At 39.6% G+C, this 14,816-nt stretch carries 15 protein-coding genes; 2 read left to right on the forward strand and 13 right to left on the reverse strand.

Annotated elements, in window-relative coordinates; all coding sequences use genetic code 11:
- Positions 1–457: 457 nt before the first annotated feature.
- The 4 genes from X953_RS16305 to X953_RS16320 all read right to left on the reverse strand — a co-directional run bounded on the left by X953_RS16305 (position 458) and on the right by X953_RS16320 (position 6,437).
- Positions 458–3,535 carry an efflux RND transporter permease subunit gene (locus tag X953_RS16305; protein ID WP_040956517.1) on the reverse strand — a complete coding sequence of 1,026 codons (3,078 nt, stop codon included), beginning with the start codon at positions 3,533–3,535 and terminating at the stop codon, positions 458–460.
- A 3-nt stretch (positions 3,536–3,538) separates the two neighbouring features.
- Positions 3,539–4,405, reverse strand: coding sequence for an efflux RND transporter periplasmic adaptor subunit (locus X953_RS16310; RefSeq protein ID WP_040956518.1), 867 nt, complete (start codon positions 4,403–4,405; stop codon positions 3,539–3,541).
- A 24-nt stretch (positions 4,406–4,429) separates the two neighbouring features.
- Positions 4,430–5,308, reverse strand: a complete 879-nt coding sequence (locus X953_RS16315; RefSeq protein ID WP_040956519.1) for a TetR/AcrR family transcriptional regulator — start codon at positions 5,306–5,308, stop codon at positions 4,430–4,432.
- 637 nt (positions 5,309–5,945) lie between these two features.
- Complete coding sequence (locus X953_RS16320; RefSeq protein WP_052350184.1) at positions 5,946–6,437, reverse strand: competence protein ComK; 492 nt, start codon at positions 6,435–6,437, stop codon at positions 5,946–5,948.
- A 207-nt stretch (positions 6,438–6,644) separates the two neighbouring features.
- On the opposite strand from X953_RS16320, the gene X953_RS19245 reads away from it, so the two are divergent.
- On the forward strand, positions 6,645–7,262 hold the full coding sequence (locus X953_RS19245) for a YtxH domain-containing protein (protein WP_052350185.1): 618 nt from the start codon (positions 6,645–6,647) through the stop codon (positions 7,260–7,262).
- Positions 7,263–7,477: 215 nt separating this feature from the next.
- Here the strand turns inward: X953_RS19245 and X953_RS16330 are convergent, their stop codons facing one another.
- A complete protein-coding gene (locus X953_RS16330; protein WP_040956520.1) occupies positions 7,478–7,792 on the reverse strand; it encodes a hypothetical protein in 315 nt (104 codons plus the stop codon).
- Between the two features lie 257 nt (positions 7,793–8,049).
- On the reverse strand, positions 8,050–8,472 hold the full coding sequence (gene fabZ, locus X953_RS16335; protein ID WP_040956521.1) for a 3-hydroxyacyl-ACP dehydratase FabZ: 423 nt from the start codon (positions 8,470–8,472) through the stop codon (positions 8,050–8,052).
- Positions 8,473–8,622: 150 nt separating this feature from the next.
- On the opposite strand from fabZ, the gene X953_RS19885 reads away from it, so the two are divergent.
- Complete coding sequence (locus X953_RS19885) at positions 8,623–8,769, forward strand: lmo0937 family membrane protein (RefSeq protein ID WP_019378014.1); 147 nt, start codon at positions 8,623–8,625, stop codon at positions 8,767–8,769.
- Between the two features lie 216 nt (positions 8,770–8,985).
- Here the strand turns inward: X953_RS19885 and X953_RS16340 are convergent, their stop codons facing one another.
- The 7 genes from X953_RS16340 to X953_RS16365 all read right to left on the reverse strand — a co-directional run bounded on the left by X953_RS16340 (position 8,986) and on the right by X953_RS16365 (position 14,639).
- Positions 8,986–9,342 (reverse strand): DNA-directed RNA polymerase subunit beta, encoded by a 357-nt coding sequence (locus tag X953_RS16340; RefSeq protein ID WP_040956522.1) that lies wholly within the window; start codon positions 9,340–9,342, stop codon positions 8,986–8,988.
- Positions 9,343–9,457: 115 nt separating this feature from the next.
- A complete protein-coding gene (locus X953_RS16345; RefSeq protein ID WP_040956523.1) occupies positions 9,458–10,291 on the reverse strand; it encodes a flagellar hook-basal body protein in 834 nt (277 codons plus the stop codon).
- Positions 10,292–10,319: 28 nt separating this feature from the next.
- The gene (locus X953_RS16350) at positions 10,320–11,123 is read right to left on the reverse strand and encodes a flagellar hook-basal body protein (protein ID WP_040956524.1); all 804 of its coding nucleotides are present in this window, start codon (positions 11,121–11,123) and stop codon (positions 10,320–10,322) included.
- Positions 11,124–11,225: 102 nt separating this feature from the next.
- A complete protein-coding gene (locus tag X953_RS16355) occupies positions 11,226–12,227 on the reverse strand; it encodes a rod shape-determining protein (RefSeq protein ID WP_040956525.1) in 1,002 nt (333 codons plus the stop codon).
- Positions 12,228–12,653: 426 nt separating this feature from the next.
- The gene (gene spoIIID / locus X953_RS16360; RefSeq protein ID WP_040956526.1) at positions 12,654–12,947 is read right to left on the reverse strand and encodes a sporulation transcriptional regulator SpoIIID; all 294 of its coding nucleotides are present in this window, start codon (positions 12,945–12,947) and stop codon (positions 12,654–12,656) included.
- 444 nt (positions 12,948–13,391) lie between these two features.
- Positions 13,392–13,517 (reverse strand): hypothetical protein, encoded by a 126-nt coding sequence (locus X953_RS20405; RefSeq protein WP_255350990.1) that lies wholly within the window; start codon positions 13,515–13,517, stop codon positions 13,392–13,394.
- 93 nt (positions 13,518–13,610) lie between these two features.
- On the reverse strand, positions 13,611–14,639 hold the full coding sequence (locus X953_RS16365; protein ID WP_052350186.1) for an AimR family lysis-lysogeny pheromone receptor: 1,029 nt from the start codon (positions 14,637–14,639) through the stop codon (positions 13,611–13,613).
- Between the last annotated feature and the right edge of the window lie 177 nt (positions 14,640–14,816).

Raw genomic sequence — 14,816 nt, forward strand, 5'->3', positions numbered from 1 at the left:
CTCTCTCATATGCGACTGGGTGGCTCTCATATAGCACCCCAGCACTCTTATTAATGCTGCGCTGTTGTGGCCACGGGTGCGGGCTGTCGCGAGTGCGAACTGCTTTGTCTCGGTTGACCGCTCACTTGTTGCGGGGGCGACGTGCACTGGCTCGGTTGATCGCTCACTTGTCGCGGATGCGACGTGCACTGGCTCGGTTGATCGCTCACTTGTCGCGGGGGCGACGTGCACTGTCTCGGTTGATCGCTCACTTGTCGCGGGGGCGACGCACTCTGTCTCGGTTGATCGCTCACTTGTCGCGGATGCGACGTGCACTGTCTCGGTTGATCGCTCACTTGTCGCGGATGCGACGTACACTGTCTCGAGTGCGGCGGGCTCTGTCTCGAATAACTGCTCACTTGTCTCGAAGCACAGTAACACTCCATGCAAAAAGCCTCCACAGTTGTGGAGGCTTTTCTTATGCTTCTTTTTTCTTGTTTCTTTTCCTCTTGCGACCTGTAATTTTTTTCGTTAAATCATCGAATAAGGTGTAGACCACTGGAATAAGCAATAGGGTGAACATACTGGAAACACCCAGGCCGAATATAATGGTTACAGCCAATGGTTGCTGTGTCTCTGCTCCCTCGCCTAATGCGAATGCGAGAGGTACCATAGCTAAAATCGTTGTTAATGTTGTCATTAATATTGGGCGTAACCTGCTTGGACCAGCTTCCAATATGGCTTCATAGCGGTCCTTCCCTTTTCGCCGTAATATGTTGATATAGTCTACCAATACAATTGAATTGTTTACAACTATACCGGCAAGCATAATAATCCCGATAAACGCTGGAATGCTTAATGGAATTCCTGCGATGAATAATCCCAACAGCACACCTACTACCGTTGTCGGCATTGCAAACATGATAATAAGCGGGAATAGGAAGTTCTCAAATTGGATTGCCATCACCGCGTAAACTAGGAAGATAGAGAATATCAACGCAATTGCCAAGTCGCCAAATGATTTGGCCATATCCTCTGCCTGCCCGCCAATTTCATAGGTGTAACCTTCTGGCAAGTTCAACCCTTCCAGTTTACTTTCGACATCTGATACGACACTTCCTAAGTCTCTATCGACAACTTGACTTGTCACATTCATCTGTGGTTGTTGATTTTCCCGCAATAACGTAGCAGGCCCATTCATCTCATCAAATGTTGCAACTTCCTCTAAAGGAATGGTAGCACCACTGGATGATTGAATCTTCATATCCTGCAAGTCACTAATGGAACTGCGCTTATCTTCCGGATACATGAGCGTGACATCCATCTCCTGGCCATCCTCACGATATTGTGTTGCCACCTGACCTGTAAATTGTAATTGAATCTGCCCAAGAATTTGATCCTGGGAAAGTCCATACATTGCTGCTCTTTCATCATCAATCACAATATTCATTTGCGGAACACCTTCAGCCGCTCCGGACTCGGCATTGTAGATTCCTTTTACTTCAGAGATTTCACTTACAACCTGATCTGCTAATTGGGATAGCACTTCATGTTCCGGTCCGTTCAATTGAATCTGAATCGGATCTCCCATGCCCATGCCACTATCCATCGCACTCACGGTGATTTCAGCTCCAGGTATATCACTTAAATCCTTATCCATTTGCTGGACAACCTGTGCTGTTGATTTCTCTCTTTCTCCTGAAGGAATCAATTGCATCGTAAACACAGCTGAGTTGGCTGATCCGCCCGCTCCAAAGTCACCGCCACCTATGCTAACATAGTTTGTTTCCATGATATCTTCATAGTCTGCAAGCTTTTTATTTACTTTTTCCGTTATCTCTTCCGTATAGGCAAGCGAGCTTCCTTGATCTGTTTCAATCCGTACTTCCATCTGCCCCTGATCTGCAGAAGGAATGAACTCTGCACCAATAAACGGGGTCAGTGCAAGACTTGCTACAATTGCTAGAAGAGTAGCTGCAATTGTTGTCTTGCGATGGCCAAGTACCCATTTCAAAATACTGCGGTATTTACCATTCACCCAATCAAGGAACCGATCAAACCAATAGCGGCGCCCTCCGTTTTCCATTGCTTTGGAAAGTAGCTTGGATGAAAGCATTGGAACAAGTGTAACAGCTACTACCAAAGAAGTAATGAGCGAGAAGGAAACTGCCAATGCTAATGGTGTAAATAAATCGGAAGCAATACCTTCTACATAAATAATTGGTAAAAACACGACCAACGTGGTTGTTGTTGAAGCAATTACCGCTGGGGCAAGCTCTGATGCACCTTTAATTGCTGAATCAATTAAATTATAGCCACGTTGCCGATAGGTATAAATGTGCTCGAGAATAACGATCGAACTATCCACCATCATACCAAGCCCTAATGCAAGACCACCAAGTGTCAAAACATTCAGCGTTTCTCCGGTGAAATACATTAGGGAGAAAGTTGTTATAATCGCAATTGGTATCGATAAACCAATAACAATTGTTGCCCTTATGCTTTTCAGGAATAAGAGCAAAATAAATATAGAAATGATTCCCCCGATGAGTATGTTTTGAACAACGGATTTAATGGACATTTGAATAAACTCAGATGTGTCAATAACAACGTTTAAATCCACATCATCCGGAAGATCTGCCTTGATTTCATCCATACTCCCCTGAATATTTTTGGCGACATCTACTGTGTTACTGTCTGTCTTCTTCATGACAGATAATACGACAGAAGGTTTGCCGTTCACCAAGGTAACACTAGATTCATCCTTATACGTATCCTTAACCTCAGCAACATCTTCTACATGTATTTTTGCTCCTGATTCTGTTTGCAGAATCGTTTGCTTAATGTCATCAAGAGAATCAAATTCACCTGTTAACCGAAGCTGTAAATCCTGATTTCCTTTTTCCACCGTACCTACAGAAGCAGACTGATTGGAACTGGACAGAGCCTGTGTGACTGTCTGGGCAGTTACACCATATTGCGTAAGCTTTGCCTGGTTAAGCACAAGTTGAATTTCTCTTTCTTTTCCTCCTTCAACAGAAACAGATCCGACCCCACCTTGACGCTCAAAGAAAGGTACGATTTGATCGTCTGCAATTTCGGTCAAGGCGGCTGCATCTTTACCGGTTAAGCCCACCCACATTACAGGAAGCTGATCTGGGTTAAAGCGCATAATCCGGGGATCACCCGCCCGATCTGGTAACGCTCCTTTTACTTGATCAATACTCTCTCTGACATCAAGTAAGGCTTGATCCAAATCGGTTCCATTACTGAACATCATGAGTACCAAAGATGATCCGGATTGAGATTGCGATTGAACGGTCTCGATCCCTTCCACCGTACTCACAGAGGATTCTATCGGCCTACTGATTAAATTTTCTACTTCCTGTGGGGCTGCATCCTGATAAGATGTAGCAACTACAGCAACTGGGAGATCAATCTTCGGAAAAAGGTCAATGGTTAAACTTCGTACCGAAACGATCCCTAATGCCAGTACTGCAAGAACAATCATAATAACTCCCACAGGTCGTTTTACGGATGTTTGAACAAGCTTCACTGTTTATTCCCCTTTCGAAACCTTTACCTGATTACCGTCAGACAATGTCAGCTGACCACTAACGACAACCTTGTCACCAGCTTTGACGTCACCCTTTATTGCCGTATGGTCTGATTGTGTCTCCACAATTTCAACTTTTTTCTTTCCTGCTTTATTGTCTTTTACAATATAGACAAACGAAGCATCACTTTCTTCAACGATTGCTGAGGTTGGTACAGTCAATGCACCCTCCACTTTTTTCTCGGTTATATGTACTTCTGCAACCATACCAGGTAAAATCTTTTCATCTTCGTTTTCGATAGAAACTTGCACAGGGTAAAGTCCCGTATCGTCTGGAAGACTACCAATGGATGTTACCTCAGCATCATATTCTTCTTCATCAATCATTACCTTCACTGTATCTTCCAACTTGAACAGCGAACGTGCATCTGCAGTCACTGTTACTTTTACCTTCATTGGATCCATATCTGTAATTACTGCGAGTGGTTCTTCCGTTGAAGTTGTTTCTCCCTCTGAAACGGAAAGACTTGCCACTTCCCCATCCCTAGGTGCACGGATATTTTGCTTTCCTTGGGGTGTTGAAATTTTAGCGATAAGATCATCTTCCTCGACCATATCTCCATTCCTTACTTCCAGTTCATCTACTTCCCCTGGTACCTGAACCATCACGGGGGACGTACTGTTTGGCGAAGTCCGGCCATATAGCATTTTTTCAATAACCATATCTTTTTTCACCGCTTCGGTCACCTCTACTGGTGTCACTTTCTCTTTCTCATCACTCTTACTCTCGTCTTCATCATTACATGCAGCAAGCAAACCAATGATGGCAAATGTTAAAAGAATAAGTGTTCCCAACCTTAATTTCTTCATTATCTTTTCTCCTCTCGTTTACACTCAATTTAATAATTCTACGTTAAAAATTTGGGCAAGCTGCTTACTTTCTAATTGCAGCATAGGAATAGCCGAAAAGTGTGCAAGCAACCCCTGAATAATTATGGGAGAAGGTTCTTCTTTCTCTGCCTCATCCATTATTGTTTCTACTACTTTTTGGAGCTGACCTTTCTTTCCAGCATCCATATCCAAGTCGTTTAGCTTTTTACATACCTCAGCAATAACATCATCTAAAGCAACGTGATTCAATTGTTGTTCATATCGATATGTATTAGGGACATTTGCTGATGATAGCAAAGGCTTTTCCTCTTTTTCCAACATCCCTTGAACAATTTCATCCAAGCGCCGGATAATAAATGGTCCTATTTCATTTTTATCAATGTGTATATTATCTATAACCATCCACTTAAAATAACCGTTTATTAACCCTTCCAATTGAATAATTGTATCGATAAGCAGATCATCAAGCGTACTGCCATAAATTGCTGTGATCTTCTCCTTCATCCAGTAAAAATTTTGCAATTTCATTTCCTGAATAATCTTATCCGTATTTTTCCCAATCGAGATATTTTCCCGTAAGTGCATTGTTATTAGATCTTTATAGCTAGCAATATATTCCGTTAAAACAGCTATTTGATTCGCCAAATTCTCTCTTGGAGGCTGATTCTTCTCGTCAACCTCACTCATTTTTTCTTTTATCTGTGTATAAAAATGGGAAAATACTGTTGTAATAAAATCCTCTTTTGATTGGAAATAAATATAGAAAGCACCTTTGGAGACTCCAGCTTCATTCGCTATTTCTTGTATAGACGTCTGATGATAACCCTTCTGAGCAAATAATTTCATACCTGCCATCAGCAAAGAAAGCTTCTTTTCATTCATGTTTTCACCTGTTTCTTTTACGTTTTCACGTCCGGTTTAGTTTCATTATTTTTATGACTGACCGGTTAGTCACCTATATTCAAATGGATTGCTTCTCTATATTACATGTGTGTAACCTGTTTATACAAGTAGAAAGATTGGGTTTTTCTACTTACTGCATAACATTTATTCACTGACTATCTCACTAACAAAAGTGCAATAGCCTTAAAGTAAGGGAGACAAGCGGAATCCACCCCACCCCGGGACAGCCACTGTCTGCCTTGGTGCGAATAGGGACTGCTAAAGTTGGACTGGGGCTATGATTACTAGCCCCGTTGAAAAAAACGCAGCCCTTCATGCTTAAAAAATAATATGGCCGCCATCTTCCATTTCAATCAATTGATATATATTTAATAATCGAAGAAGTATCTTTTACCTTTAATAGCTTTGAAATATATACTTTAGCGAAGGAAAAATACGGAGACTCCTGGGGGAGATGAGGCATCGGTGAGACCCCGGAATGCGTAGCATGAGGAGGCTCATCAGCCGCCCCCGGAAAGCGCAGTATTTTTCCGTAGTGGTGTTATTTAGCTATTTCCATGGCTATAAAATTTGTATTTTCCTGCTTATTATATGAAATAAACCGACTGGTCATTATTTAATTAATCCAAGTGAAAAAATCATTGCCAAACAGTCTACTTTCATTTTGGCGAGCAACTAATTGACCTGTACGTATATATTGAAGGTCAATGGTATGGTGAGATGCATCAACAGTTATACCTGTCCCATCCTTAAAGAGAATATAGGTTTGATTGAGTCGTTCTATACATTTCCGAATATGTTGATAAGCGACCCAAATACAAGCATCGTTTTTTATGGAAGCTGTTGGAAACATATAAATATTTTTTTCAGGAATAATCCGGATCGGCAATTTATTTTTTAATTGAAGGATATGGTTAGATTCGACTTGCCTTCTTTTTAGTGTAGACCCATAAATAATACAATTTTGATCAATGATTTGTTCGGGTCTGAATGCACAGAGTGTTTCTTTTTCAGAACCTGCTTCTATAATAGAAGAGCGAAAATGCGTAGAGTGATTATGTAGAGATATAGCTTTTGTTTTATTTGTAATCATGTATAGTTTCTTCAATTAGTCTATTCCCCCTTATCTATATAAGCCTATATTACTATGAATATTCAGATAAGGGAACATTCTTTGCTCAAAGAAGAAAACGTTTGATCAATCCCGTTTTCGGGTAATGTTAGGAAGTTATTTTCAAAAGACAAGAAAAACTGGAAATACAAACAAATAGTTGTTTATAATAGGATGAGTAACTAAGTTGAGGAGGAATAACACATGACAAAACAGACAGCAAACCAAGAGCAGTCAAATAACAAAGGCTTCCTTTCAGGTACCATCTTCGGGATAATGATCGGGCTACTAACCGCCATCTTTTTGACTCCGAAGTCAGGGAAAGAATTACGAGGAGACTTCGTATATCAGGCGGGCTCTGTAAAAGACAAAGCCCTCACTAAAAAAAGTGATATTCAAAAGGCTACCCAAGTGAAGCTTTCTGAGATAAAGGAAAACAAGATTATGCCTGTTGCAAAATCTAAACAGAATAATAATGAAGAAGAAAAGGCTGCTTCTCCATCTCCATCAGAAGCTACGAAAGCCAATCCGGTTAATAATGTGAAAGATAGTGAACAAGGTGCTCAATTACAAGCAGATTACATGCAGGATGCTAAAGGAAACGAAGCTGAAGATACAACATCGGAGGAAAAGCCAGCAGCAACTACTCCACAAGAGAGCAGCTCAAAAGGGAAGGATTCCGACAAAGCTGCTTCCGAATCAAAAGATGGAGAAAAGAAAACAAAGGCCAAAAGTTCTACAAACAAAAAAAGACACTACGAACGCGACAGGAAAACAAAAAGCATCAACTTCAACAAAGAAGAGCACAGGTTCAACTGCTAAGAAGTCAGGCAGTACGACTAAAAAGGCTGCTTCTACTAAAAGCACAGCTAATAAAAAATCCACTACTGCAAAGAAGACAGAGGATAAAAAATAAGTGAAAGCGCAAGCTCCTTGTTTTTAGGACAAAAAGCAGAACAGTCTCTAATAGCTTAGAGTGCTGTTCTGCTTTTTTATTGATATAATGTGAAGCTTTTTCATGATAGCTCCTTAATTGATTATTGGTTTCCTGCTCCACCATTCATATCATTATCTTCTTCGTTGTTATCATCATTGTTATTGTTGTCATTGCCCATGCCATTGTCTTCGTTATCTTCGTTCATATCGATATCCTCATCAATACCGTCACCGTTCATGTCATCATTGTTATTCATGTCATTATCTTCAGCAGGATTGTCGTTGTTGTTGTCATCCTCCTGGTTTAACGGTGCCTCTTCTTCGACAGGATCTGTGTCATTATCTGTACCACAAGCAGCGACAAGAGACAAGGCTAGTACTGGCGCACCAAGCTTGATTAAAAACTTTTTATTCATGTTGAATTCCTCCTTTTGTATGTTCGCTATCGATTTTAGCTTAACCAGAACTAGAATTGTGATACTCCTTTTTTCATAAAAAATTCTAATTTTGATTTAGGAGGATTTTGTGTTGTTAAAGAAGAGGGTATTTACCTTTGTAGTGTGGGAATTTTAATAAGAGAAGTAGTAGCTTTTCTTAAAAGGGAATATGAAAAATACATAGATAGTATTGGCAGAAGAAGGGATAGAAAGCGCCATCTTCTGCCTTTATATTACTATTTAATAGCAAACATGATTTCGGCTTCACAGGCTACTTCACCGTCAACAGTAGCAATTCCCTTTCCTTTTCCAATTGCGCCTTTAAACCTTATGATTTCAACCTCTAATTGGAGCTGATCACCTGGGCGAACCTGCTTTTTAAATCGGCATTTATCAACACCTGCAAGAAAACCGAGCTTCCCTTTATTTTCTTCTTTTCCCAGAACAGCCATTGCACCAACCTGGGCTAAAGCTTCAATGATTAAAACCCCTGGCATGACCGCATATTCCGGGAAATGTCCTTGAAAAAAAGGTTCATTTGCACTAACATTTTTCAACCCGACAACACGCTTTCCTTCCTCCATTTCGGTCACTCTATCCACTAAAAGAAAAGGATAGCGATGAGGTATTGTTTGTTTGATTTGCTCTATGTCCATCATTTTATTCCTCCTATATGTTATGTATTTTTTCCATTATACCAGAGAAATGTTTCATCTTACGTATAAAAAGGTAATAGAGAGGTAACTGCAAGTATAAAAATAGTTGTTTTAGTCAACTTTAAAATAATCTGTAAGAAAGGAGGAGAATGTATGTGGACATTACTTATTATTTTACTAATCCTTTGGGCACTTGGCTTTGGATTTGATGTAGTAGGAGGACTTATTCACATTCTGCTCGTGATTGCCCTTGTGGTTTTAATTATCCGTCTCATCCAAGGCGGTCGTGGAAAAGTTTAACCTTTGCTTAAGATGATGTGGCAGAATGGGCAGCAGAGCATGAGTATCCGCCGTAGAAAACTTTAATCGGCAGGAGACCAGGATAATTTTCGAAAACTTTAAGACAACCCGAGTTAATTCGGAGCATGTCCATTTTGTCAATCATTGGATAACCCAACTGTATATTTGAACCATTAAAAAAGCACAAGCGACCATTTAGTTGCTTGTGCTTTTATGCTAATCGGTTTTTGTTACAATATCAATAATATGCTGCCAAGTATCTTTTTTTAGTGCATCTGTCGGAGTACCATCTCCTATGACTCCATAGCCAATCATTAATCCAGCTGTTAGAGCGATTGCACAGAGAAGAAGAACGACAATGATCCGGAGCCAAATTGGAAAAGCCCGAAGTCTTGGTCGCTTATTTTTTTTCTTTTCTTCCCTCTGTTTCTGCTTCTGCTGGTTTCTTGATGTCTTTGCAGTGTCCTGCTCATTTGACGCAGATTTCCCCACATTGGTCTTCTTTTGACTATCTTTATGGGACTTTCTTGTCTGCTTCTCTTCAACTGGTCTTTCTGCTTGTTTAGTAGTCATGATCTTGTTTCTCCTTACATCCCGACAATGCCCTCTTGTTATTTATAATAACTATAGTGTATTTTCAGGTTTTTAGTCAATAGCCTCTCTATTGATTCCAATAGTAAAGCTTTCTTTATCTGACTTGGTTAATTAACCCCATCATCTGATCACTCATGGAAATAGTTCTTGCATTAAATTGGTAAGAACGTTGGGCCATTATTAAATCTGTCATTTCTTTTGAAATATCCACATTCGACCGTTCTAAAGCACCACTTTTTATAATTTCTGTCTCAGGTGCAACTCCCTGCATAACTTCAAAAGGTTGATAGCCAAGCTCTGCCATATTTGCAGGAAGACGGAATGTATTGTTACCACTAGCTTCAAGAAGACGTGGTCGAACAGCTTCGACAACAGTAATATTGCCAGCAGTTTCCGTTTGATTCTCCCGCTTAACTGATACCTGACCATTTGGGTGAATATCGATAGAGTCAAACCCTGATGGAATGATAATAGAACCATTTCCCCCTATAATCGGATTTCCATTTTTGTCTGTAAGCATGACATCTTGATTGTTATTAATTGGACTAAGATAGAATGCACCGTCGCGTGTATATTGTGTTTCCGATACACCATTTTCTGTCACTTGAACTTGAAAGAAATGATTTTCCTTCAAGAGAGCTGTATCAAGCGCACGGCCGGTTTCTGTGATCGAACCCTGTTTAAGGTCAATGCTGGGTGTCCCAAGCTTTGCTCCCGATCCAATTCTTACGCCATCAGGTGTCAATCGGCCAACCGCATTCGCTTCATCCTTTAAATTATCTATTTGCTGAAATAATAAAGACGAAAAGTCTGCGTTACGATTTTTATACCCTGTTGTTTCACTGTTTGCCATATTATTCCCAATGAGATCAAGTTTTGATTGTAATTGATTCATTGTTACAGCTGCTTGTATCATTGTTCTTGACATGTGTCTCCTCCTTTACTTCATCCGGCTTTTATCCGATTCGGCCAATCTCACTAACTGCTTTTCCCATGCTTTCATCATATGCTTTTAATACCCGTTGGTTTGTCTCAAACATACGATATGCCTCCATCATTTGGGTCATGGATTGCAGTGAATCTACATTCGACCGTTCCAGAAAACCTTGCTCTACTTTAAATGAAGTTCCGGCTGGTACAGCGTCTGCCTGACCTTGATACAGACCATTACCCTCTTTTACAAATGCATTTGCATTTTCTGTATAAGCTATACCTAAAGGAGTAGTCTGTCCTTCTGTCTGAAGAAAACCGTCTTGAGTCACCGTGAATTCCATTCCATTTGTCTGGATTGGATCACCTTGTTGATTCAACACATAATAACCCTGCTTTGTTACAAGATAGCCTTGCCCGTCTACTGTAAAATTACCATTACGTGTGTAACGCTCTTCCCCTGCCTCATTTTGCACTGTAAAAAATAAATTACCAGTCTCATCAGGAAGTGCACCGCTCACAAGAGCAAGGTCCGTAGACACACCTGTTTCACGTAAATCACCCTGAACATAATTGGGAATGGTTTCTTGAACATAAACCCCAGTATTCAGTGAACCAATGGATTTCTGTACTGGAAGTTTGCGGCCATTTTTTGTAGGGATCTCCATTTCACCCACTTGTTGAATAAGTAGCTCAGGGAACGATTTTAGTGCTGTTTGATCTGCTTTATAACCTGGTGTATTGGCGTTTGCTATATTGTTTGACAAAGCTTCCTGGTGTCGCTGCTGGGCAATCATCCCACTGGCAGCTGTGTAAAAACCTCTTAACAAGACGGCTCCTCCTTCAATAAAATTATTTCTATATATATGTTTAATTTATGAACAGTTAGGGTAATAGAAGGAAAATGAAACTATTTACCCGGTCCAAGTGTATTAAACAATTTTTCGGCGTTCGATTTTATCAATATTATCTAGCATCATGCCTGTGCCTTTCGCTACACAATTCATTGGCTCTTCTGCCATAAACACAGGAACTTTTAATTCTTCGGCAAGCAATTGATCAATACCATGGATTAAAGCTCCTCCGCCCGTAAGAATGACACCACGATCGATGATATCTGCGGATAACTCAGGTGGTGTGCGTTCCAATACAGTTCTTGCTGCTTGCACAATAAGATATACAGATTCACGAAGTGCTTCCTCAATCTCTGCAGAATATACCGTGATGGTTTTAGGAAGTCCTGAAACCATGTCGCGTCCACGAATTTCCATTTCCTCCGTACGAGATCCTTCAAATACAGTGGCAATATTAATTTTTATGTCTTCGGCAGTTCGCTCTCCAATTAAGAGCTTGTATTTCTTTTTAATGTATTGAAGAATTTCTACATCAAATTTGTCGCCCGCCATTTTAATGGATTCTGATGTGACAATATCTCCCATGGAAAGTACAGCTACATCTGTAGTCCCTCCACCAATATCAACAACCATGTTCCCACTTGGCTGGAATATTTCCATGCCTGCGCCAATTGCAGCCACTTTCGGTTCTTCCTCTAAATAAACCTTTTTACCGCCTGACTTTTCAGCAGCTTCTTTAATTGCCTTCTGCTCCACCTTTGTAATATTTGTCGGGCAGCATATAAGCATTCTCGGTTTCGATAAAAATCCTTTAACGTTAATCTTATTTATAAAATGTTTTAACATTGCTTCCGTAACATCGAAATCAGCAATTACTCCATCTTTTAATGGACGAATCGCTTCAATGTTTCCTGGTGTACGACCTACCATTCTACGTGCTGCTTCCCCAACTTCCAATACTTTTCCGGTAGTCCGGTCCATCGCAACAACAGAAGGTTCATTTAATACAATTCCTTTACCTTTTACATGAATTAAAACATTGGCAGTTCCAAGGTCAATTCCAATATCCCTAGAAAACATGAATCTAGATCCTCCTAGCATAAAAATACTATCTCGCATTTTAAACACAATGCTACTAATATAATATTTTACCACAATTTTCAACAATTAACTGCAATTTGAAGAAATTTTTATGTAGGAAATATGACTTATAAGCTTGTGGAAGATTCGCTTACTCTGCAGCGGATTATTTTGCTCTCCTGCCGATTGTTTCTCCCTGCGGCGGATTAGCCCGCTCTCCTGCCGATTACTCTGCCCTTCGACAGATTATTCCATTCTCCAGCCGAACCGCTCTCCATCCGATTAATCTCCCTTATTCCCCTAGAGCAGGCTCAGCCCCTCTCAGTACATAGAAAATCCAGCAACAGTTACCTATTGCTGGATTTTCCTTTAAGTATATAGGTCCACCTCTTCCATTAATCACCTCCCCAAGCTGCTAGTTAAAGATTATCCTACCGGTTTTGGTTGATTATGATTTCCAGTTTCGTTTTCTGGTTCGAATTTATATTTTTTTCTAGTTGCTTCCCCGCCACGTAGATGACGGATTGATTTGTGGTATTCCAATACTTCTTTTACCTGATTGGCCAGCTCTGGATTTATTTCCGGTAAACGTTCTGACAGATCTTTGTGTACTGTGCTTTTTGAAACACCAAATTCTTTTGCTATCACCCGGACAGTTTTTCTCGTCTCCACAACATACTTCCCTATCCTGATAGTTCTCTCTTTGATGTAATCATGCACACCATTCGCCTCCCTAGTTGGATATTTCCGAGGTGCGGGTTTGAGACAAGGTGTAAATGTAGTGGCATATATTTATTTACATATACAAGGAACTAAGTATTTGATTATGTAAGTTTAAGCAAATGATCTAGAAACATGTCATTAAGTAATTTATTCAATTTTCAGTCATTACTAAGTAAAGGCATGCTGTCTTTTATATATTTCAGAAGTGCCACACAAGCTCTCACCTCAGACATTTCTGATTGCTTGGTTTGTAACATTTTATTACAAGAAGAAGAGGTTTATGATTATATTTTTAATTATTCGTTGAAGGACAAGAAGTATTTTCAAAATAAAGAGGGAAAACATATATGAAAAAGGTCCAGCTCTCTCTTAGAAATCATTTATTCATCTTTCGTACTTTTGAATTAAAATGGAGCATAGTACTGGTTTAGCTGCAATGAATCAATCAACATCACCGAAATCAGGGTCAGATTTAATGGTATCACCGGCAGCAGTACCTGGATCAGTCGTAATTGTAAAAGAAAACGAAATTAGGATTATTAAGAGAAAAAACTTCAACTTTTTCATTAAAATTCCTCCTTGGAATGTATGATCTGAAAAAGCCGGACCTTTTTACGCAGGAAATATTACCTAGTTAATGAGGAGAAAAGAGAGGAGATATCAAATCTCCTCTTTACTGTTCATTTGCTTTAGAGCGGCAAGTGGTAATTTACCGAAAAAGTGGTCACTTCTTTTTTCAATAAATTCTCTATATGATTTTAGAAGAAGTTGTTTATCTTGCTTTGCCCTTCCCATATAATACAGTTGAAAAGGACTATTTAACGGGAGTTCCTCAAGTATCTCAATAGCATTCTGGTTATTTCCTTTGGCAATTTCAATATGGGCCTGTTCACTCTTATCCTTTGTGTATATGTTGTCCACCCGGTTCCAGTGAGCAGCAAGAAAAGGAATATTTCGTTGCAGGATCAAATAATCATATTTTTCTATATGATGCTGTTTTGCCAGTTCCAATGCCTGGTGGAAATGGTACATTCCTTGCGTGTACGAATCAAACGTATAGGTTAAGCCCAGCTTAATATGTGTGCCTATTTTGGTCATTGCATTTGTAGTTTTGTTCAGCAAACGATAGCCGAACTTTCTTGCCATAATCACCTGATCTCTTAATGTATAATAAGTAAGCAAGATTTGATAGAGTCTGACATGGAAAAAATTGCGCAACACATTATCCTCTACTTCATTGAAAAGCTGAGGCTGAACATACAAAAAGTTACCTAATTTTGTATACTCTTGGAGGTCATAGTGTAAGGTAACGCGTAGCAGCTCAACTAAGCAGATTAACTCGGGTTCCTTTGTTCTGATAAAATTTAGCCTGCCTAGTAATTCACGTGGTGGGGTCTGTTTTTTTCTTCTCTCAAGTGTGTACTGATATACAAGTGCCCATTTGCGGTTTGAAGTATAAGAGGATTGGTGATTTTTTAAAATGAGTGTCTCCAGTTCCGTGTAAAAACCATTCATATACAAGAATTCCATCCCTGTTTTTTGTAGTTCCGGAGAATTTGTTTGCAAACAAATTTCTTTTATTCGTTTTTTTGTAATCTTCTCATCTTTATATTTCTGGTAGAGCACTCCCATTAATTGGGACAAAGATAACTGATCCATACCCGCCAGCTCAACCTTCGAATTGAACATATGGAAGCTCCTTTCATATCTGGACAGATACTTTAATTTGCCTGTTATATTGTTACAAAATTCAACAATTATTGCACTTCTCATAATATTAACATACTATTAGATTTTATTATACTTCATTCTCATATAAAAAGCCCGAAGAATGCCCTTTATTGTTGGGAAATTCTTCAGGCTTTA

This window comes from Virgibacillus sp. SK37, from assembly GCF_000725285.1.
GTDB lineage: Bacteria > Bacillota > Bacilli > Bacillales > Amphibacillaceae > Virgibacillus_Q.

Coding starts and splice junctions, on each gene's coding strand:
- fabZ (WP_040956521.1), bottom strand. CDS start 8,472: ATGATGGACATAGAGCAAATCAAACAAACAATACCTCATCGCTATCCT.
- X953_RS16315 (WP_040956519.1), bottom strand. CDS start 5,308: ATGAATGAAAAGAAGCTTTCTTTGCTGATGGCAGGTATGAAATTATTT.
- X953_RS16365 (WP_052350186.1), bottom strand. CDS start 14,639: ATGTTCAATTCGAAGGTTGAGCTGGCGGGTATGGATCAGTTATCTTTG.
- X953_RS16355 (WP_040956525.1), bottom strand. CDS start 12,227: ATGTTTTCTAGGGATATTGGAATTGACCTTGGAACTGCCAATGTTTTA.
- X953_RS20405 (WP_255350990.1), bottom strand. CDS start 13,517: ATGAAAAAGTTGAAGTTTTTTCTCTTAATAATCCTAATTTCGTTTTCT.
- X953_RS19885 (WP_019378014.1), top strand. CDS start 8,623: ATGTGGACATTACTTATTATTTTACTAATCCTTTGGGCACTTGGCTTT.
- X953_RS16345 (WP_040956523.1), bottom strand. CDS start 10,291: ATGTCAAGAACAATGATACAAGCAGCTGTAACAATGAATCAATTACAA.
- X953_RS16330 (WP_040956520.1), bottom strand. CDS start 7,792: ATGAATAAAAAGTTTTTAATCAAGCTTGGTGCGCCAGTACTAGCCTTG.
- X953_RS19245 (WP_052350185.1), top strand. CDS start 6,645: ATGACAAAACAGACAGCAAACCAAGAGCAGTCAAATAACAAAGGCTTC.
- X953_RS16340 (WP_040956522.1), bottom strand. CDS start 9,342: ATGACTACTAAACAAGCAGAAAGACCAGTTGAAGAGAAGCAGACAAGA.
- X953_RS16310 (WP_040956518.1), bottom strand. CDS start 4,405: ATGAAGAAATTAAGGTTGGGAACACTTATTCTTTTAACATTTGCCATC.